Origin of the sequence: Streptomyces sp. NPDC056987 (genome assembly GCF_042673865.1) — a bacterium.
GTDB lineage: Bacteria > Actinomycetota > Actinomycetes > Streptomycetales > Streptomycetaceae > Streptomyces.
The window spans coordinates 143,579-162,748 of record NZ_JBHURV010000004.1 but is presented as its reverse complement, the minus strand read 5'-3'; the positions used below and the strand labels follow the sequence as shown (position 1 = coordinate 162,748).

Here is a 19,170-nt window from a genome sequence, read left to right as displayed (position 1 = left end):
TGACAGTCGCGCGTCCCGATATGCAATGTGCACGAGAGGATTCCCTCCAACGAGTGATTGGCGGGTCACTCCCTTTCGGATGGGATGGAACCTCCCCTGTGTCATGAGGAGTTGAAGTGGCCGGATCACCTACTGCACGCCGTCGTCGGCTGGCGATCGAGCTGAAGAAGTTGCGCGAGGAACACGCCCTGACCTGCAATCAAGTCGGCAAGGAGCTGGACTGGAGCGGCTCCAAAGTCAACCGGCTGGAGACAGGCCAGGGACGGGTGCAGCCATCGGACGTCGATGCGCTGTGTCGGTTCTACGGAACCTCGGACGAGCTGCGCGAACTACTGAAGGCTCTTGCGAAGCAGTCGAAGACCAAAGGTTGGTGGCATGCGCACGGCGACGCCGTGCCGTCTTGGTTCTCTGTCTACGTGGGACTCGAACAGGCTGTCAGCAGTCTGCGGACCTACCAGGGCGAGTTCATCCCTGGCTTGTTGCAGACAGCCGAGTACGCCTCTGAGCTGAGTCGGGTCACCCCAGACCTGTCGCCCGATGACATCCCGCGTCTCGTCGACGTCCGCATGCGACGTCAGGAACTACTCACCGAGGCCAGTCCGCCCGACTTCTGGGCGGTGGTGCATCAGAGCGCAATCTTGCAGGTCATCGGGAATCGACAGGTGATGGCCCGCCAGCTCGAACGTATGCTGGAAATGGCGAAGCTTCGGAACGTTACGGTGCAGGTACTGCCCTACGACGCGGGGACTTATCCAAGTACCGGCCCCTTCACCGTGCTCGGCTTCCCGGAGCAAGAGGACCCCGACATGGTGTATCGGGAAGGGCTGACGGACTCGGTCTATCTCGAACTCCCCACGGACGTAAGCATCTACACCAAGGCGTTCGACCACCTCAGGGCCCTCGCCCTGAGCCCGCAGAGATCAGCTTCGCTGATCCGCTCATCCATGGAGGATCACGCTCGATGACCCTGCCCCTCATAGGAGACCAGTGGCGGAAGAGCAGCTACAGCAACGGTGCCGGTGGTGAGTGCATAGAGGTAGCGTCCACTGAAGCGGTCGCAGTAGGGGTCCGTGATTCCAAGGACGTTGACGGGCCGCAGCTGGTCTTTCGGCAGGCCAGTTGGACCGGGTTCGTGAGCGCGTTGCGGCATCAGCGGCTCGGGGGACATCTCGGAGCTTGAGCTTCGAGGGTCGGGGCGGCGGATGCGGGGGGAGCGAGCTGGGGGTTTCGAGGTGGTGGACGGGCCGGGGCTCAAGCTTCGGGGGTCGAGCCCTGCTTGTAAGGATTGGTTGGTTGTTGATTCCCACCCACCCTCCCTACCCGGCGAGGGCGGTTGGCCGCCCGCTGCGGCGCTCCGAGCTCGCCGTGGCGAGGGACCGGGCGGCTTGTCGGTGGGGTGGTGCGGCTTCGAGGGGGCGGAGTGTCAGACCATCCTTCTAGGGTTCTGCCATGACTCCTGAGATGCAGTACCGGTTACGTTCTTTCCGTGAGGCGGCGCTCGCGAAGGGCATCCCCGCCGACGACGTGGAGCGGTGGGTGGCCACCGGCCGGCCGTGCGCGACGATGATGGTGCGCGGGGAGGGGCCGGTCGTGGGGCGGTTCGGTGGGCCGCTCCTGCTTCCCGCCGGTACCGCGGACCCCTTGTCCCCCTTCGTCGCCTCCGTCGATCTCGCGGCGCTGCCCGCCGACGTGACGGACCTCTCCCTGCCTCCCGACGGCCAACTGCTGCTGTTCGCCTTCCCCGCGACCGGCTACGACTACGAATGCATGGGCAGCGTGGTGTACGTCCCCGCCGGTACGGCCGTGGAGGAGCGGGACAGGTGTTCCTGGAACGAGGACGACGAGGACGAATACCGCGAGATGTTCGAGGACTTCCCTCAGGGGCCGATGCGGATGACGACCGATGTGTCGCTGCCTCACCACTCGGCGGTCGAAGTCTCCAAGGGGTGCATATCGCTGCCCGGGCATCCCCGCGCCGAGGAACTGGTCGATGTGTGGGAGAGCATCGAGTCCGGCTCGTACCCCATCGGGAAGGATCTCCAGATCGGTGGATACTCCGACGAGGAGGCTGTCTACACCGACCCGCTCGCGCATGCTGTGGGCTGGGCCGTGAAGTCGGTGGAAGCGGGCCGGTGGGAGGGACCGGTTTCGGCTGACGTCGAGGACTGGGTGCTCCTCGCCGACTGGTACTGCGACGTCAGAGACCATGAAAGCGCCACCGTCCACTGGGTGATCCAGCGCGAGGACCTGGCCGCGCGGCGCTTCGACCGCGTGTTCACCGATGTCTTCTCGAACCCCTGACGCCTGTGCACGGCGCTACTGCCAGGTCGCTGTGTCGGGGTCGATGCCGGGGGCACGTGCGCCGGCGTCGATGATGCGGCGGAACCATGTGGCGAGGCCGGTGTGGATGCCGTTGTAGTGGGCGGCGAAGTCCGGATCGGCCTCGTACCTGCGGCCGAGGCAGACCTGCATCTGCCGGGTGAGGGGAAAGTACGAGGCGAACGCTTCGCGGTGGCGGTCGACGAGCTGATTCGCCTCCGGGCTACCAGGGAGGGGTGACGCCCGCGTCCATCGCATCCCCCAGGGCGCGTTCGAGGCCGGTCATCGTGTCGGCGATGGCCTGCCACTCCTCCGGGCCGCGCGAGGCCGAGCCTTCGGCGTACTGCCGCCATTGCGTCGTGTCCCCGTAGCGCTGACGGGCTTGGACGGCCCAGTCCGGGTTCCGCCAAGGCCTCGGCGCCGAGTACGCCGCCGAGGTCAGCCGCCGGTGAGCAGCCGGGTGCCGCTGAGCCGCGATATCCGGTATTCGCAGAACATGCGCTTGTGGAACCCTGTCCCTCATGCGCGAGACGACCCCCTACGACGATGACCGAGCCGCGTACTCCCGCCATGGACTGGCCCGTCTCGTGCTCTCCGACCACGCCAGGGACGTGGCTGACGGCGCCGCCGGGCTGGTGGGCACCCGCCACGATGCCGACACCGGGCTCGCCGGTCGTGTCAGCCAAGCCCGGCAACTCATCGAACTGGCCGAACAGACCCTGGTCTCGGCCGTCATCTACGAAGTCGAACGCGGCAGCTCGTGGGCTCAGGTCGCGGCCTACCTGGGAATCAGCACCGACGAAGCCCGAGAGCGATACACCCCCGCCCTCCATAAGTGGAACACCGCATTCGAGGAGCCCTACAAACTGGACGAGACGGGCCGCAAGCGCATCCCGCAGCTGCCCACCGCGGCATACGACCCTGCCTGGGCATGCACCCAGCTCGATCGGTGGGCCTTCCTCCAGCGCATCGGAATCAACGACGAACAGGCCGTCAGCGCCAATCTCGTCATGGCCGGCACCGTGGACGAGCGGAACCCGGAAGCCGAGGAGAACTGAACAATGGGACTCACCGGGCTCGATCCTGAGAGAGCTGCACGACTCGCGGCTCTGACTGCCGAACTCCGGCCCCTGCTCGCGACGGGCACGGAGATGGCAGCCATCCAGGAGATACTCAGCGCGCGTGGAGTCGGCGTGATGGACTCCGTCATCGTCACTCGCGAACTGCTGGGCGCCGGCCCTGATGCTCTTGGGCCGGCAAAGACGCTGGTCCTGACCAGCCCAGCACGGCATACCCAGCGAGCGCAGCACCAGATGCTGGTCGAGGAACTTGTCGCCGCCCTCGACCATGTCGACACCCAGACCTGATCGTCGTCCCGAGGCGATCGCCGTTACCCATAGGTGGTGTTGCCGTGCTGTCGGGCTGTTGGGGGCTCAGTTCCCCGACTGTGCTGTGGGGTTGTTCCGGCCTGCCAGGCGGGAGAGGAGCCTTTCGTACACCGTTGTCGCCGCCGCGACAACGGTCGCCAGCACCGCCAGTGCGAGGACGCCCAGCAGCGCGGGCCACTCGCGCCACGCGTCGCGGCACCGGAAGCTGTCGGACGGCAACTCGATCAGCGGGCCCCGGCACATAGGCCTGCCGCGGTAATCGGGACCGTAATCGGCGATCAACAGCCAAGCGAACACCCCCCAGATCACCAGGGCCAGGAGCATCCACGCGATCGACCACACCTCCCTACGGCGTGCCTGCCGACGGTCCTCTTCGGCACGTTCCGGTGCGGCAGTCCCGGAATCGGGTGTGTGCGGCGCCGACGCTTGGGCAGTCATGTTTCCCCCTCTTGACCAGCGGTGATCTGAGGGCAGTTCATCACATTGTGCGGGACGGCGGCTCAGTGCTGGATCAGGCCGCCCACCGGGACGGGAGCGGTGTGGCCGGTTGGCGGAAGCGTCTGTGCCAGGGCGAGGCCGATATCGACCAGCGATGACCGCCGCAGGAAAGCGACCTCGGGGACCGGGGTCCAGACCGCCTCGGCGGTTTCGCCGTTCGGCTCGGGCCGGAGCCGGCCACCGGTGATACGGACCCGGTAGAAGACACCGACATTCTGGTGCTCGACTCCCGCCCGCGCGGTGGCCGCAGGGATCACCCGTGAGTCCACACCCAGCAGGCGGTCCACCACGGCGTCGCAGCCGGTCTCCTCGGCGACCTCCCGGATCACCGCGTCGAACGGATCCTCCGCGTGCTCGACCCTGCCGCCCGGGAGGGTCCAGGTGCTCTCGCCCTTCGGCGGTACGTGACGGGCGAGCAGCACCCGCCCGTCCTCGATGCATACGGCGTACGCCGCCAGTCGGAAGCTCATACCCCGGACCTTAGAACTCGCCCGGACAGGCGCGAAGATCACTCCAGGGTCTCGAACGCTCAGGTATGCGCGAGTTCTCAGCCCGGTTGCTTGATGCTCTCGATGATTCGGGCGAAGCCTTCCTCCCCATGGCCCGCATCGATCTGGCGTTGGACGAGCCGCTGGACCATGGTGACCACCTCGGTGCTGATGCCCTGGTCGGAACTGGCGGCCAGGAGGTCACCGAGGTGGGAGAACTGGAGGCTCTGCTGCCCTTCGACGGTGTAGTCCCCGCCGTCGATGACTGCGGCGAATCCTTGGAAGGCGCCGGTCATGGCGGTCAGCCACGGTGTGGCCTTGGCAGCGAACTCGCCCGCCGTCACTCCGGCCGGCGCAACCATGGCGGCGCCGTGCATGAATCCGGCGAACATGACGTACATGCCCGCGAGCAGGGCGAGATCGTACAGGGACGCCAGCCCGGCATCCTCACCGAACCAGGTACTGGTTCCCCATAGGTCGAGCAGCGGCCTGTACTGATGGAAGACATCGGCCGATCCGCTGTAGAGGATCGATGCCCCAGGCCGGCCGATCATGTCCGGTACGGCCATGATGCCGCCGTCCAGATACGCGACCCCGGCTCGGGCGGCCCAGTCGGCCAACTCTCGTGACTGAGCAGGTGACGTCGTGGTCACGTTGACCAGGGTTCGTCCGGCCAGCACATCGGAGAGCGGATCGAGCACCTCATGGACCGACGCGTGGTCCAGCAGACATGCGATCACCAATCGGCCGGCCCGGACCGCGTCTCCGGCCGTGTCGGCGGCCTTGGCGCCCTGCGCAACGAGGTCATCCGCCTTCCCCGGTGAGCGGTTCCAGCATGTGGTCGCGTATCCGGCCTTCACCAGGGCGCCCGCGAGAGCGCTGCCCATCGCCCCCAGCCCGAGAACACTCACCTGGACGCTGTTGTCAGTTGTCATTTCGTGCGCTCCCCCTCGTGTCTGTCCTTCGGCTCGATCCTCTCCGCAGCCAGTGGAGTTGACCAGTACGGACCATTTAGTCGGGTACGCACCCGTGAGTAAGTACCTCCTGGGCTGCTCCATCGCCTCTGTCCGCGCGAGCTCTTACTCCGGCGACCCACTCGGGCCCCGGGTGGCAGCCTCCGCGCCCGGAGCCCGCCGACCGGGCGGGGGCTCCGGGCGCGTCCGGCATGGCGCCGTATCGGGGCACCTGGCCGGCGGCGACGGCGCCGCCCTGGCGTTCGCGCAGCAGGTCCAGGCCCGCAAGGCGGTTGCCGAGTGCCTCTCCGCCACGACGACGCTGTGGCTGCCCCTGTACGGGCTGGGCGCCGCGCTGCTGGTGGGGGCGGTCGCGTGGTTCCGCGACCGGGCCCGGGCACGACGCCCGGCCCGGTGGGCCCCGCCGGGCGTCCGGCCCGGTTGCCGGAGCGGTCTCGGGCTTATGCCGTGCTCGCCTCCGTCGGGCGGCGGTGTCCCGCCCTGTCACTGTCGGCCGCCGACTGCGCCGAGTTGGAGGCGCTGGCCGCCGAATGGTTCGTACGGGGAGCCGATGAGGAGGACGTGCTGCGGGCCCTCACCGGTGGGCTGCCGGTGCCCGTTCATTATCCGGCCGGGTTCGTAGGGTCGCGGCTCGTGGCCAAGCTGCCGCCCGAGTTGGTGGCCGTGCCGGTGGCATCGGGGCCGTCGGGGCCGGTGGTGGCCGTCCTGGAATGTGCGAGCTGCCGGGCGCCGGGGCGGCCGGAAGCGCTCGTCGACGGAGAGCGCGGTGCCTGCCGGGGCGAGCCCGTGTCCGTACGGCATCCCGCCGCGCTGCCACCTGAGCGGGTCCGGGCCCTCGCCACCGAGGTACGGAGCGCCCGGCGGGCGGGGACGACGTAGGCGCGCGAAGTGGGTGCCGATGACCGCCTCGTAGAGGTGTCCGGCGAGGACGCGGTCGCCTCGACGCCCGCGACGACGCGGAGGTGGACGAACCCGTTGCGGATCTCGCCGGTGCCGGTCATCTCGCCGGGCAGGTCGTACGTGGTGACGGTGTGCTTGAGCGCGGCGCCTTCGGACATGGTGGAGACGGTGAAGGAGTGGTGTGCGCGCGGCCAACACGCCCGCCACGGCTGTGACGTGACATCGCTCAGCTCATAGGGTGATCACTGCATCACACAACGGGAGGTCCTATGTCTCACACCACCACACCCACCATCGTCCCCAGGCGCGCCCGTCTCGGCCGCCGCGCTGCCGCCGCACTGCTCGGCGCCGCCGCCCTGACCGGGCTGACCACGGTCACCGCGCCGACCGCCGGCGCCGCCACGTGGGACCACACGTACTCCGGCAAGGGAGTCACGGTCTACGTGAAGGAGCGCGGGGACATCATCAAGGTGTGCGACACGTCCAAGAACGGCCACTCGGCCTGGGTCGCGGTCATGGACATCAGTAACAACATCGATCACTACAAGCTCAAGGCCAGCGGCGGCAAGGGCACCTGCGCCACACACAGGGCCAGCGAAGGCGGCAGGTACGACCTGGCCGAGTACTCCCGGATCGCCCTCAACTACGAGGGCGCGGGCGGCAATGGTTCCTACTACGTGAGCTACGTCAACGACCACTGACAGTCGCGACGGCCCCTGCGCGCCGCGCGCGGGCCGTCCGCCGTGCCCCCGCCGCATTCGCGGCGGGAAGCGGGCCTCCGCCGTGGCACGGGCCGGTCAGCGCGTCGCCCCGTCCGCCCCGTGCCCGCCGTCCGGCCACACCTGGATGTGATCCTGCTCCAGCTCCAGCATCACCCGCTGCTCCATGCCGAGCGCCGATGTGTACTCCGCGGGCAGCTGGAGCCGGCCGGCCCGGTCCAGCATCGCGTACTCCCGGGCCACCACCGACTCCTGGCCCTCCGCGTCGATCTCCGTACGCCGCAGGACCTCCGACGACGTACGGCCGTCCCGGATCGCGACCGTACGCCGGACCTCGTCCTCGACCGCCTGGTCGTGCGTGACGATCACGATCGTCGTCCCCAGCTCCTCGTTGGCCCGGCGGAACGCCGCGAAGACCTGCTCGCCCGACGCCGAGTCCAGCTCGCCGGTCGGTTCGTCGGCGAGGAGTACGGACGGGGAGTTGGCCAGGGCCACGGCGATCGCGACACGCTGCTGCTGGCCGCCGGAGAGCTGGTGCGGGCGGCGGTCCGCGCAGTCGGTCACGTCCAGCATCGCGAGGAGTTCCCTCGCCCGCTCGCCCTTCGCCCTCGACGTCCGGGCGGCGCGCGGCAGCTTCGGGCCCCGCGGGCCGCCGCGGCCCCGTAGCTGCATCGGCAGGGCGATGTTCTGGACGGCGGTCAGGTACGGGAGGAGGTTGCGTGCCGTCTGCTGCCAGACGAAGCCGACCACCTCGCGGCGGTACTCCAGGCGGACCTTCGCGTCCATCGCGAGCAGATCGCGGCCCGCGACCCCGGCCGCGCCGGCCGTGGGGACGTCCAGGCCCGCGAGGATGTTCATCAGCGTGGACTTCCCGCTGCCGGACGCCCCCACCAGGGCCATCAACTCGCCTTCCTGGACGGTGAGATCGAGCCCCTGGAGCGCCTGGACCTCCACGCCGTCCGTGGTGAAGACCCGGACCAGCCGGTCGCAGGTGATCAGCGCGTCGTGCCCGTAGGACGGACGGTCCCGGTGCGCCGTCGCCTGCCGTTCCAGCTCGCTGAGGGTGGGGGTGGGCTCGGAGGGGTCGGGGCCGGGGGTCCGGGTCGGTTTCGTCATCGCGCGTCTCCCACTCTCAGTTCTGTGATCGATCCGCGTCTGCCCGCCCACCATGCCTGACCGGCGGCGACCGCTCCCGCGAGGAGCAGCACCCCGGCCGCCGGGAGCCCGAGGGACCAGCCGTCCGTACGGAGCGTCACGCCGCCCACCGAGGACGCGGAGGCCACGGCGAGCTGGGCCAGGTCGATGCCGGGGGCCAGCAGCCGGATGGTGGACCAGCCGACGAGGACACCGCCCCCGGCGGCCAGCAGCGCCTGCGGCAGGGCCTCCAGGCCGAGCAGCTGACGGCCCTGGCGGGTGGTGAGGCCCATGGTGCGCAGCCGGGCGAGCAGGGCGCCGCGTTCGGGCGCGGTGTGCAGGAGGGAGAGGAGGAGGGCGATGACCGCGTAGGCCGCGCCGGCCAGGACGGCGACGGTGTAGATCAGTTCGGCGCCCGACTGGAGCGGCGACGCGGTGAACCCCGCCCGCTCCTCGCTCAGCAGGCTCACCTCCGGGTCCTGGGCCCCGTTCGGGGAGGCGGAAGCCCCGGAGTCCTTGGAGTCCTCCCCGGCCCGGGCGTCCTTCGCCGCCGCCCGCAGCTCGCCTCCGTCCAGCCCGTCTCCCGTGACCAGCAGGGTCGTCGGTGCCGCCGCCGTCAGGGCCGCGCTGTCCACCAGCAGGAATTCGGAGCGCGGGACGGCCGGGGTGTGGGGCCGGACCGTGGTGATCCGTACGGTGATCTCACCCGCCGACGAGACGATCCGGCGCGGCTCCGTCCCCAGCCGCTCGGCGGTGCCGGGGGACGCCACCGCGTTCACCACGCCGTCCTGGCCCGGCGCCGTCAGCGCGTCGGCGGGGAACGCCCCGAGGTCCAGGTGCCGGGCCAGCCGGGTGTACGTGCCGGGTTCGACACCGATCAGGGTGACGGGCTTCTGCAACTCGGCCGCGGCCCCCGTCCCCGCGGTCCCGGTGTCGGTCTCCGTGGACGGTCCCGGTTCCGCGAGCGTGTCGATCCGTACCGGCGCCACGTCCCGTACGCCGTCCACCTGGCGCGCCGCCCGTTCCGCGCCGGCGGGCAGCGGCAGGGCGTCGCGCGGGGTGGAGATCCGCGCGTCCGCGCCGACGGCCAGCAGGGCGGCCCGGTCGCGCGCCTCGGTGATCCCGGACAGTACGGAGCCGCCGAACGCCGCCGTCGTCAGCGCGATGAGCAGGGCCAGCAGCGGCAGCGCGGTCGACGACGCCGGGGAGCGGCCCGCGCGCGCCAGCGCCAGGAAACTGATCGCCCCGCGCAGCCGCGCCGCCGGACGGGCCGCGTAGCGCAGGGGCAGCGGGTAGAGCCGTACGAGGACGAACGCGGCGATCAGTGCCACCAGGACGGGGGCCGCGCTCACCAGCAGGTCACCCGCACCGCCGGACGAGCCCGACGAGCCGGATGAACCGGACGAGGTACCTCTGCGGCGCAGCGCCGCCACCGAGGCCACGGCCAGCAGGAGCAGGGTCAGTTCGGCCACGGTACGGCGGCGGCTCGGCCGGGCCGCCGTCAGGTCCTCGCGGCCCCCGTACGCACGCGCCCTGCGCAGCGGCGGGACGGCGCGCAGCGGGAGCACCACGCAGGCCAGCAGCGCGACGGCGGACGCGGCGAGCACGGCGGGCAGCAGGCGTACCCCGGTCGCGCCGCCGGGCCCGGCACCGATCCCCGCCCCGGTTCCGTCCACCAGGAGCACCGCGAGCAGCAGCCCGGCCCCGGCGGCGGGCAGCGCGATCACGGCGCTCTCGGCGAGCAGCCGGCCGCCGATGCCGAGCAGGGAGCCGCCGCGTGAGCGCAGCAGGGCGAGTTCGGCGGTGCGGCCCGCGGCGATCAGACCGCCCGCCATCGCGAGGACGACCGCGGCGACGGTGCCGATCCCGAAGGCCGCGACGACGACCACGCGCGCGATCTCCTCGCGCGTCGCGAGGTGGGAGCCGACGACCGCGCCGAGGCCGGTCCGCACGACCGCGTTCCCGCCCGCGATCTCCCGCATCCGCAGCAGGTCGGGGCCGCTCTCCAGGGACGCGGTACGCCGCCCGAGCTCCACCGCGTCCGCGGCGGTCAGTGCGCCGGTGACGGGGGCGAAGCGCCAGTACTTCTCCGCCTCCGTACGGGTGCCGAGGAGCGCGGGCGCGGCCTCGGGCGCCAGCAGCAGCCCCGCCTCCCAGCGGAGCGCGGGCGGCAGGGTCGGCAGGGCGTTCAGCCCGGGGGTGCGCAGGAGCGGTTCGGCGGACCAGTAGCTTCCCCCGGGGGCGCGGGGTTCGACCAGGCCGGTGATCCGTACGGTGAGGGCCGGTGTCCCGTAACTGTCGCTCAGGTTGAGTACGGAGCCGACGCGCAGCCGCAGTTCGCGGGCGGTCGCCGTGGTCACGGCGGCCTCCACCTCCGTCGTGCGCGGGCCGACACCCGGCCCCGCAGCCGGCAGGCGTCCGCTCCGTACGGTGGCGTGCGCGGCCACGTCCGACTGCGTGGCCAGGGTGAAGCGGGGCGGATACCCCTCGGGGCGCGGCAGCCAGCGGTCCGTGCCGGTCAGGGGCTCGCCGGTGCGTACCCCGTAGGCGGACTGGCCGAGGTCCACCCGCAGCGGGCTCGGCAGGCTCGCTGCCGCCTGCCGGTGCACGGCTTCGAGCGCGTCGGGGAGCATCGCGGCCACCCGCTGGGGCTCGGGGAGCTCCAGGCCCGCCTGGGGAGCGGTCAGTTGCACGACGGTGCCGGTGGCGGGCGTGCCGGCGATCTCGCGGCGCAGCCCGTCGGTCTCGTACGCGTCGACGGCCCGGGGGAACGCGGCGGCGAGGACGGCCGTGAGCAGGACGAGCGCCCCGAAGGCGGCGGCGACCCCGGGCGCGGTCCGCAGCCGGGTGCGGACCCAGGGTGCGACGGGGCGCGCGCCACCGGTTTTCCGAGGCGGTTCGGGAGTGGCGGGTTCGGGAGTGGTGGGTCCGGGGGTGGCGGGTTCGTGCGCACGGGTCATGTCAGTGGTCCCTCTGGTGGCGGAGCGCGGCCGCGAGGCCGGCGCCGCGCCGGGCGGCGAGGACGGCGGTGATCAGCAGGGGCACGGCCGCGACGCCCGCGAGGAACAGGGTCACCTGGGGCAGCGGGAGTTCCACGAGCACCTGGGGTACGGGCCGGGCCGCGCCGGAGGTCAGCACGGTCAGCGGGACGAACGCCCTCGTCAGCAGCACGCCGAGCGCCGCGCCGACGGCCAGGCCGATGCCGATCAGCACGCCCTGTTCCGTCACGACCAGCCGGGCGAGTCCCCGGCGGGGCGCTCCGAGGGCGCGCAGGACGGCGAGTTCGGCGGTGCGTTCGCGCAGGGAGGCGGCGGCGCCGACCGCGAAGCCCACGGCGGAGAGCGCGGCGGCGGCCAGCGCCACGGCGATCAGCGCGGAGCGCGGCCCGTCGCCGAGCGGGTCGCCGAGCAGTCCGGCCGCCGTCTCGTCGCGTACGAGCACCCGGGCGGGCTCGGTGCCGTCGGAGCGGTCACGGAGCGCGGCGGCGACCTGCGCGGCGGCGCCGGGGGCGGTGCTGAGCCACCACTCGGTGGGGGCGAGGGAGCGGTCGGTCCGCGCGGCGAGGGCCGCGTTGACGGCCCGCAGGTCGACGAGGAGGGCGCCGCCGTCGCCGGTCTCCGCGCCCGTGGCCGCCTGCGCGTCCGCCGGTGGGCCGGTCGCCGCGGCCGGGTCCGGGTCGGTGTCCGTGCCGGTGCCCGTCGTCGCTCCGGTCGTGGGCAGCTCCCGTACGGTCTTCACGATGGTCACCCGGACCTGTTCGCCCGCCAGTGTCAGGTCGACGCTGCCGCCTGGGGCGGCCCCGGTGGCACGGAGGAAGGCGTCGGTGGCGACGGCCGCGATCCGCCCGGGGGCGGGGGCGCCCGCGACATCGAGCCGTACGGAGAAGAAGCCGGAGTCCTGGGAGGCCTGCCCGGCCGGGTAGGTGACGGTCAGGAGCGCCGGGGCGGACGGGGATGCGGAGTCGGGGGCGGACGCGGCCGGTTCCAGGTCCTTCGGCTCGCTCTCCCCGGCGCCGGCCGTCACCGTGGCGCTGCCGCGCCAGCGCACGTCGTCCGGTACGGGGACGGGCACGGGGGCGGGGGCGGCTCCGGTGGCTCCGGTCGCGTCAGTGGCTCCTGTCGCGCCGGTCGCGAGCAACCGCTCGACGGTCAGCCGGTGTTGCTCGGACTCCTGCCCGGCCACCCCGCCGAGCCGCAGCCCCGTCAGGCGGAGCGGCCCGGCCGGGGCGCTGTGGGTGCGTGCGGCGGTCAGGTCGAGATCGACGGTGGCCCGGTGGAGCCGCCCGTCGACCGGGACCTGCCCGGCGCTGAGCCGGTACGGGATGCCGTAGCGGTCCTCGACCACCACCAGCAGGGCGGCGGCGCGCCCGGTCGGCGAGGCGCCCAAGTCGCCCGAGGCGTTCTTCCCGGCCGTGAGCCGCACGTCGAGGCCGAGCCGGCGGGTGTCGTCGGGCAGGGCGATCCCGGTACGTTCCCGGTCCTCCCGTACGGGCCCGTCCGCCCCCTCGTCCGTTCCCTTGTCCGCCCCTTCGTCCGCTCCCTCCGCCGTCACCCCGGCCGTCACCCTGCCCAGCACGCTCTCCGCGGGTTCGTCGGCGAGGTCGGCGCGCAGCAGCAGCCCTTCGTCGGCGTGTGCCGTGTCCAGCGCGAGCACGGTCGCCGACAGGCCGCCGGAGAGGCCCGCCTCCGTACGGTGCGCGGGGGCCGCCTGGCGTACCCCCGGCAGCGCGGCGTAGAGACCGGCCTGGCCGGGGTCGGCGGGCCGGCCGTCCAGGACGCGTACCGACGCGCCCGTGGCGAAGTCCGCCTGGTCGCGCTGCGAACGGTCCCACGACGCGCTCTGCCCGAGGGCGAGCAGGCCCGTCGCCACCGCGAGGACCAGCAGCAGGGCGGGCCCGGCGCCGCGCAGCGACCGGCGGGCGAGGCGGTGGGCGGCCAGCGCGCCGGGCAGCGCACGGCTGCGCGCGGCGCGGCGCTCGGCGAGCCGGGCCAGGGGCGGCAGCAGGCGCAGGGTGAGCACCGTACCGGCGAGCAGCGCCAGCGCGGGCGCGGCGACGAGCAGCGGGTCGATACCGAGGCGGCCCTCGCGGTCGCTGCCGAGGGCTCCGGTCCCGGTGCCGGTCTGCCGGTCCAACTGCCAGTAGGCCAGGGCCGCGACGACCAGCAGCGCGAGGTCGGCGCCCGCCCGTACGGGTGCGGGCAGGGCGGCGGCCCGGCCGCGCCCTCCGCCGGTCGCCTCGGCCGTCCCGGGCGCCCCGGCGTTCCCGGCGAGGGCGGGCAGGACGACGACCGCCGCGCAGCCGAGGGCGACCGCCGCCGCGACCAGCCACACCGGCCAGGGCGGCAGATCACCGAGGCCGGCCCCCGCGCCCGCCGCGCCGTCACCGGGCACGCCATCACCCGCCGCGCCGTCGCCGAGCGCGGACGAACGGGCGAACAGGCCGGTCAGCGGGGCCGCGAGGAGCGGGGCGCAGAGCGCCGCCGGAAGCGCCAGGAGCAGCGCCTCCGTGGCGGCGAGCGCGGCCAGCCGGGCGCGCGAGGCACCGCGCGCCCGCAACAGGCCGGTCTCGCCCGCCCGTTCCGCGCCGAGCGACCGGGCCACCAGGAGCAGCGTGTACGCGGCGAGCAGCAGCAGCTGGAGCGCGACGATGACCAGGGTGGACCGGGACACCAGCAGCGCCCGCTCGGTCCGGTCGAGGAGGGCCGGCAGCGCGGTCGTCACCGTCGCGGCGCCGCCGAGCGCCGGTTCCTCCCGCAGCCGCTCGGGGACCTGGGTGGCGGCGGTGCGCAGGGCGTCGAGCCGGTCGGTGGTGATGCCCCGGTAGTCGGCGGCGGCCAGCCAGCCGGTGGCGGCGCGCGAGACCTGCCCGGCGGTGAGGACGGACGCGTCCGTGAGGAGCGGGCCGTAGGTGGTGAAGTCGACCTCGCGGATGCCGCGTCCGCCGAGCGCGTCCAGCCGCCAGTACGGGTCGGTGGGGTCGGTGGCCCGGTAGACACCGGTGATCCGGACGGTCAGCCGGTCGTCGGTGAGCCGGTCGGTGAGCGCGATCCGCGCGCCCGGGGCCAACTCCAGCCGCCGGGCGGCCTCTTCGGGCAGGGCCACGGGGATGCTCTCCCCCGCGTCCTTCCCCCCACCCGTGCCCGTGCCCGGCAGCTCGCCCGCCACGAGGGTGATCCGGGAGCGGTCCAGGGCGGCGAAGTGGGTCAGGTCCGGCTTGTCCCCGGCCACGGGCGCGGTGGACGACCGGAGCGCCCCGGGCAGCGCGTACGGTCCCGAGCGCTCCAGCTTCCGTACGGTCACGGGCAGCCCGTCGAACGACTCGCGCGCGCCCCGGGCCACGGCCCGCTGCGCCGCGTCCCGCTGCCGCTCCGGAACGTCCGCGCTGATGACGAGCACGGCGGAGGCGGCGTCCCGGCCGCGCAGCGTCTCGCGCAGGGCGGTGTCCCCCACGGAGGTCGAGAACGCGGTGAGGGAGGCGAGCACACAGGTGGTCAGCACCACCGCGAGCAGCGCGGCGGCCAGCAGCAGCCGATGCCCCGCCGCGCGCAGAAAGACGAACCCCGTCACACTTCCCCCGACAACCCGTGCGCCGTCCGGCAGAACGGCTCCTTCTCCGGGTCTCCCCCGTTGATCCACGTCCAGCCAAACAGAAAACCATCCCATTGCCTACCCTGCGGTGCCCGCACATACTGTGGCCGGGCGACAACCACAGCCACGACGCGCGGGGGATGCGCCCATGACGGAACACACCGGCACGCACGACACCGGCACACACGACACCAGCGCCGGGCGGAACACCACCCCGCCCCCCGGCACCACCGGCCCGATGGTCAGCGTCGAGGACCTGCACCGCTCGTACGGCACCGGTCCCACCGCCGTCCACGCGCTGCGCGGCGCCTCCCTCGACATCCCGCGCGGTGAACTGGTCGCCCTCAAAGGGCGGTCCGGGGCCGGCAAGACCACCCTGCTCAATCTGATCGGCGGCCTGGACGCGCCGGACCGGGGCCGGGTCGTCGTCGACGGCACCGACCTCTCGTCACTCGGCGGGAACGAACTCCTGGAACTCCGCCGCGACCGCGTCGGATTCGTCTTCCAGTCCTTCGGCCTGATCCCCATCCTCACCGCGGCGGAGAACGTGGGCGTGCCGCTGCGGCTGCGCAAGGCGGCGGCGCGCGAGCGCGAGGAGCGGGTGGCGCTGCTGCTGGCCCTCGTCGGCCTCACCGACCACGCGGCGCAGCGCCCGGGGGAACTCTCCGGCGGTCAGCAGCAGCGGGTGGCCATCGCCCGCGCCCTCGCCAACCGGCCGGCCCTGCTGATCGCCGACGAGCCGACCGCTCAACTGGACGCGCACACCGGGCTCGCGGTGATGGAGCTGCTGCGTACGGTCGTACGGAGCGAGGGCGCGACCGCGCTGGTCGCCACGCACGACCCTCAGCTGCTCGAACTGGCCGACCGTGTGGTGGAGCTGAGCGACGGCCGGATCGTCCCGTAGCGGCGCTGTCGCTCGTCCTCACCTCATGAGGCGGGCCGCAGAAAAGTTTTTTCGTACGCGTTGAACACCCTGGGGCCGGGCCGCGTACTCCATGGCAACTCCCCCATGGTGGCTGGGCGCGTGAACGGACGACAGGGTCCGGTACACGCGCCCAGCACTTTTTTTGCGATCAGGCCGGGGCCGGTTTCCTCACGCGCCCAGCGCGTGCGACACCGTGTAGATCAGCAGCCCGGCCAGCGCGCCGACCACCGTGCCGTTGATCCGGATGAACTGGAGGTCCCGGCCGATGTTGGCCTCGATCTTCTTCGACGTGTCGGCGGCGTCCCAGCTCGCGACGGTCTCCGAGATCAGCGAGGTGATCTCGCCCCGGTACGTGGAGACGAGATACGCCGCCGCGTCCTCGACCCACCCGTCCACCTTCCCCTGGAGCCGGTCATCCGTCGCCAGTCGGCCGCCCAGCGAGAGCAGCGAGGCGCGCGCCCGCAGGCGCAGCTCGCTGCGGTCGTCCTCGGCCGCCGAGATGATCATGGTGCGTACGGATGCCCAGGCCGAGGCGATGATGTCCTGCACCTCGGGCCGCGCCAGCAGCTCCGACTTCAGCCGCTCGACCCGCGCCCGGGTGTCCGTGTCCGACTGGAGGTCGGCGGCGAAGTCGCGCAGGAAGCGGTCGATCGCGCCGCGCGCCGGGTGCGTCGGCATGTCGCGCATCTCGGTGACGAAGCGCACCAGCTCCTTGTAGACGCGGTCGCCGATCCTGCGGTCCACGAAGCGCGGCGTCCACCCCGGGGCACCGCCCTGGACCGCGTCCATGACCGAGTCCCCGTGCTCCACCAGCCAGTCGTGCGCCCGCGCGCAGATCAGGTCGACGGCGCGGTGGTGGGCGCCGTCGGCGACGACCTTGTCCAGCGTCTTCCCGATACCCGGCGCGATCTCCGCGGCGTCCGCGCGGCGGGTGATCGCCTCACCGACGACGGCCTGGACGTCCGCGTCCCGCAGGACGGTGAGGGCGCCGCGCAGCGCCGTCGACAGCTCGGCGGTGACGCGGTCGGCGTGGTCGGGCTCGGCGAGCCAGGTACCGAGCCGGCCGCCGATGCCGAGGGCGCCCAGCCGGCTGCGTACGACATCGGCGGAGAGGAAGTTCTCCCCGACGAAGGAGCCCAGCGAGGCGCCGAGCTGGTCCTTCTTGTGCGGGATGATCGCGGTGTGCGGGATGGGCAGGCCCAGCGGGTGCCGGAAGAGCGCCGTCACCGCGAACCAGTCGGCCAGCGCGCCGACCATGCCCGCCTCGGCCGCCGCGGCGACATAGCCGGCCCAGGGGCCCGCACCGGAGTTCTTCGCCCAGGTCGCGAGGACGAAGACCAGCGCGACGAACAGGAGCAGGCCGGTGGCGGTGGTCTTCATCCGGCGCACGCCGCGCCGTTTCTCCTCGTCGGCGGCCGTGTAGGAGAAGCCGGGCAGGGTCGTCGGCCGCCTGGCGCCCGTCCCGCCGGAGGCCGCCGTCCGCCGCGCCCCGGCCGGCCCGGCGGCGCCTGCCGCGCCTGCCGTCCCTGCCGCTCCTGCCGCTCCCGGCGTCAGCTCTTCACGCGGAGCCGACTTGTCCGGATCCGTACGTTCCATCCGCTCCACCCGTCCGCGTACACACTCATGGGCCTCGTGGCCGGACCCACTCGTACACATTGTCCCTTCCTGACGTACTCCCGGGGCGCGCGCCGAGTTCCCCGGGCGATGCCGGATGATGGAGACGAACACAGGGGTGAGGGGATACGGGGGACATGACCAGACAGCGCGGATTTGCCCTGCTCGGGGGGCTGATAGGGGTGGTGGCGCTGGTGTGCGCCGCCATATTCGGCGGGTTCGGCCTGCTGACCGCGGGGCCGGGGGTCCCCTCCGGCGGCGCGGCGGGCTCGAACGGTACGACGGGTTCGAACGGTACGGCGTCCGGCTCGAACGGTACGTCCGGCTCGAACGGCGCGGCGACGGGCGGCGGCGGTACGGGCGAGGCGCGGGCCCAGGCCCCGGCCACCGGCGGCCGGGCCGCGCCCGCCTCCGCCGACGCCTGGACCGGAACGTGGGCCACCGCCCCGGCCGGCGCCGAGAAGGGCGTCCCGTACGGCTATCCCGGGCGTTCCATCCGTAACGTCGTGCACACCAGCATCGGCGGTACCGGCGTCCGCGTCACCCTCTCCAACCTCTACAGCCCCACCCCGCTCCTGGTCGGGCACGCCTCCGTCGCAGTCGGCGCGGGCGGCCCGCGCGCGGCCGGAGGGACCCTGCGGCAGCTCTCCTTCGGCGGGCGGGCGGCGGTGACCATACCGGCCGGCGGGCAGATCATCAGCGACCCGGTGGTGATGCGCGTGCCCTACGACGGCGATCTGCTGGTCACGCTCCACACGCCGGTCGCGAGCGGGCCCGTCACGTACCACCCGTACGCGCTCCAGACCTCGTACCTCGCCGACGGCGACCGGACGCGGGACACCACCGGGGTCCCGTACACCGAGCCGAGCAGGTCCTGGCGGTATCTCACCGCCGTCGACGTCCAGAACCGCGACGCGCGGGGGGCCGTGGTGGCCTTCGGCGACTCGATCACCGACGGTGTGGGCTCCCGCCCCGACGCGAACCACCGCTGGCCGGACATCCTCGCGGCGCGGCTGCGCGACCGGGACATCGCCGTGCTCAACGAGGGCATCGGCGGCAACCGGATCCTGGCGGACTCCGCACGGGACCGGAAGGGCGCGAGCGGAGTCTCCCGCTTCTCGCGCGACGTCCTCGAACGCGCCGGGGCCCGGACCGTGGTCATCGACCTCGGCGTCAACGACATCCTGCGCGGCGCCGAGCGCGACCCGGCCAGGATCACCGCCGGGCTCAGGGAGCTGACCCGGCAGGCGCACGCGCGCGGGCTGCGCGTCATCGGCTCGACGCTGACGCCGTTCGGCGCCTACCGCGGGTACAGCCCGGCCGCCGAGTCCGTACGGGAGCGGGTCAACGCGGAGATCAGGGCGGGCGGGGTCTTCGACGACGTCGTGGACTTCGACCGGGTGGTGCGCGACCCGTACGCCCCGCACCGGATCAGGCCGCTGTACGACTCGGGCGACGGCCTGCACCCGAGCGACGCCGGATACCGGGCGATGGGCCGCTCGCTCAGCCTCGACCTGCTGGAGGCGAAGGCCCCCGCCGAGCTGTAGCGGGAAGCGGAGGCTCGCCCGAGGCCGGAGACGGGACCATGACCGCAGGCGGGACCATGACCGGAGGCGGGACCGT

Annotated in this window: 16 protein-coding genes and 1 pseudogene; 8 read left to right on the top strand and 9 right to left on the bottom strand. The window is 72.9% G+C overall.

Annotated elements, in window-relative coordinates:
* Positions 1 to 116 precede the first annotated feature (116 nt).
* The 3 genes from ACFTZC_RS06780 (at position 117) to ACFTZC_RS06770 (ending at position 2,301) form a co-directional block, all read left to right on the top strand.
* A complete protein-coding gene (locus ACFTZC_RS06780; protein ID WP_382887500.1) occupies positions 117 to 965 on the top strand; it encodes a helix-turn-helix domain-containing protein in 849 nt (282 codons plus the stop codon).
* Positions 962 to 1,180 carry a DUF397 domain-containing protein gene (locus ACFTZC_RS06775; protein WP_382887499.1) on the top strand — a complete coding sequence of 73 codons (219 nt, stop codon included), beginning with the start codon at positions 962 to 964 and terminating at the stop codon, positions 1,178 to 1,180. Before ACFTZC_RS06780 ends, ACFTZC_RS06775 begins: the two co-directional genes overlap by 4 nt.
* Positions 1,181 to 1,449: 269 nt before the next feature.
* The gene (locus ACFTZC_RS06770; protein WP_382887497.1) at positions 1,450 to 2,301 is read left to right on the top strand and encodes a DUF1963 domain-containing protein; all 852 of its coding nucleotides are present in this window, start codon (positions 1,450 to 1,452) and stop codon (positions 2,299 to 2,301) included.
* Positions 2,302 to 2,316: 15 nt separating this feature from the next.
* Here the strand turns inward: ACFTZC_RS06770 and ACFTZC_RS06765 are convergent.
* Positions 2,317 to 2,731, bottom strand: a pseudogene (locus ACFTZC_RS06765) (TipAS antibiotic-recognition domain-containing protein); the annotation flags it as partial.
* A 109-nt stretch (positions 2,732 to 2,840) separates the two neighbouring features.
* On the opposite strand from ACFTZC_RS06765, the gene ACFTZC_RS06760 reads away from it, so the two are divergent.
* Together ACFTZC_RS06760 and ACFTZC_RS06755 are read left to right on the top strand one after the other, a co-directional pair.
* On the top strand, positions 2,841 to 3,377 hold the full coding sequence (locus tag ACFTZC_RS06760) for a hypothetical protein (RefSeq protein WP_382887496.1): 537 nt from the start codon (positions 2,841 to 2,843) through the stop codon (positions 3,375 to 3,377).
* A gap of 3 nt (positions 3,378 to 3,380) precedes the next feature.
* Positions 3,381 to 3,686: a hypothetical protein gene (locus ACFTZC_RS06755; protein WP_382887494.1), complete on the top strand. Its 306-nt coding sequence runs from the start codon at positions 3,381 to 3,383 to the stop codon at positions 3,684 to 3,686.
* Positions 3,687 to 3,752: 66 nt separating this feature from the next.
* On the opposite strand, the gene ACFTZC_RS06750 is transcribed toward ACFTZC_RS06755, so the two are convergent.
* The 4 genes from ACFTZC_RS06750 to ACFTZC_RS06735 all read right to left on the bottom strand — a co-directional run bounded on the left by ACFTZC_RS06750 (position 3,753) and on the right by ACFTZC_RS06735 (position 6,725).
* Positions 3,753 to 4,031, bottom strand: a complete 279-nt coding sequence (locus ACFTZC_RS06750) for a hypothetical protein (RefSeq protein WP_382887492.1) — start codon at positions 4,029 to 4,031, stop codon at positions 3,753 to 3,755.
* Between the two features lie 176 nt (positions 4,032 to 4,207).
* The gene (locus ACFTZC_RS06745; protein WP_382887490.1) at positions 4,208 to 4,675 is read right to left on the bottom strand and encodes an NUDIX hydrolase; all 468 of its coding nucleotides are present in this window, start codon (positions 4,673 to 4,675) and stop codon (positions 4,208 to 4,210) included.
* Positions 4,676 to 4,752: 77 nt separating this feature from the next.
* Complete coding sequence (locus ACFTZC_RS06740; RefSeq protein ID WP_382887488.1) at positions 4,753 to 5,628, bottom strand: NAD(P)-dependent oxidoreductase; 876 nt, start codon at positions 5,626 to 5,628, stop codon at positions 4,753 to 4,755.
* Between the two features lie 641 nt (positions 5,629 to 6,269).
* Positions 6,270 to 6,725, bottom strand: a complete 456-nt coding sequence (locus ACFTZC_RS06735; RefSeq protein ID WP_382887487.1) for a hypothetical protein — start codon at positions 6,723 to 6,725, stop codon at positions 6,270 to 6,272.
* A gap of 111 nt (positions 6,726 to 6,836) precedes the next feature.
* Here ACFTZC_RS06735 and ACFTZC_RS06730 point away from each other — a divergent pair, with 111 nt between their 5' ends.
* Entirely contained in the window at positions 6,837 to 7,268 is a 432-nt protein-coding gene (locus tag ACFTZC_RS06730) for a hypothetical protein (RefSeq protein WP_382887485.1), read from the top strand.
* A gap of 96 nt (positions 7,269 to 7,364) precedes the next feature.
* Here ACFTZC_RS06730 and ACFTZC_RS06725 read toward each other — a convergent pair whose 3' ends face one another.
* Genes ACFTZC_RS06725 through ACFTZC_RS06715 form a run of 3 tightly spaced genes read right to left on the bottom strand, consistent with a single transcriptional unit; the run spans position 7,365 to position 14,987 of the window.
* Entirely contained in the window at positions 7,365 to 8,402 is a 1,038-nt protein-coding gene (locus tag ACFTZC_RS06725; RefSeq protein ID WP_382887484.1) for an ABC transporter ATP-binding protein, read from the bottom strand.
* Positions 8,399 to 11,380 (bottom strand): ABC transporter permease, encoded by a 2,982-nt coding sequence (locus tag ACFTZC_RS06720; protein ID WP_382887482.1) that lies wholly within the window; start codon positions 11,378 to 11,380, stop codon positions 8,399 to 8,401. The genes ACFTZC_RS06725 and ACFTZC_RS06720 overlap by 4 nt, the downstream gene beginning before the upstream one ends.
* A gap of 1 nt (position 11,381) precedes the next feature.
* On the bottom strand, positions 11,382 to 14,987 hold the full coding sequence (locus ACFTZC_RS06715) for an FtsX-like permease family protein (RefSeq protein ID WP_382887480.1): 3,606 nt from the start codon (positions 14,985 to 14,987) through the stop codon (positions 11,382 to 11,384).
* A 259-nt stretch (positions 14,988 to 15,246) separates the two neighbouring features.
* On the opposite strand from ACFTZC_RS06715, the gene ACFTZC_RS06710 reads away from it, so the two are divergent.
* Positions 15,247 to 15,912, top strand: coding sequence for an ABC transporter ATP-binding protein (locus ACFTZC_RS06710; RefSeq protein ID WP_382887781.1), 666 nt, complete (start codon positions 15,247 to 15,249; stop codon positions 15,910 to 15,912).
* Positions 15,913 to 16,101: 189 nt separating this feature from the next.
* On the opposite strand, the gene ACFTZC_RS06705 is transcribed toward ACFTZC_RS06710, so the two are convergent.
* Positions 16,102 to 17,529: a DUF445 domain-containing protein gene (locus ACFTZC_RS06705; protein ID WP_382887478.1), complete on the bottom strand. Its 1,428-nt coding sequence runs from the start codon at positions 17,527 to 17,529 to the stop codon at positions 16,102 to 16,104.
* A 155-nt stretch (positions 17,530 to 17,684) separates the two neighbouring features.
* Between ACFTZC_RS06705 and ACFTZC_RS06700 the strand changes: the two genes are divergently transcribed.
* A complete protein-coding gene (locus ACFTZC_RS06700) occupies positions 17,685 to 19,094 on the top strand; it encodes a GDSL-type esterase/lipase family protein (protein ID WP_382887476.1) in 1,410 nt (469 codons plus the stop codon).
* Positions 19,095 to 19,170 lie beyond the last annotated feature (76 nt).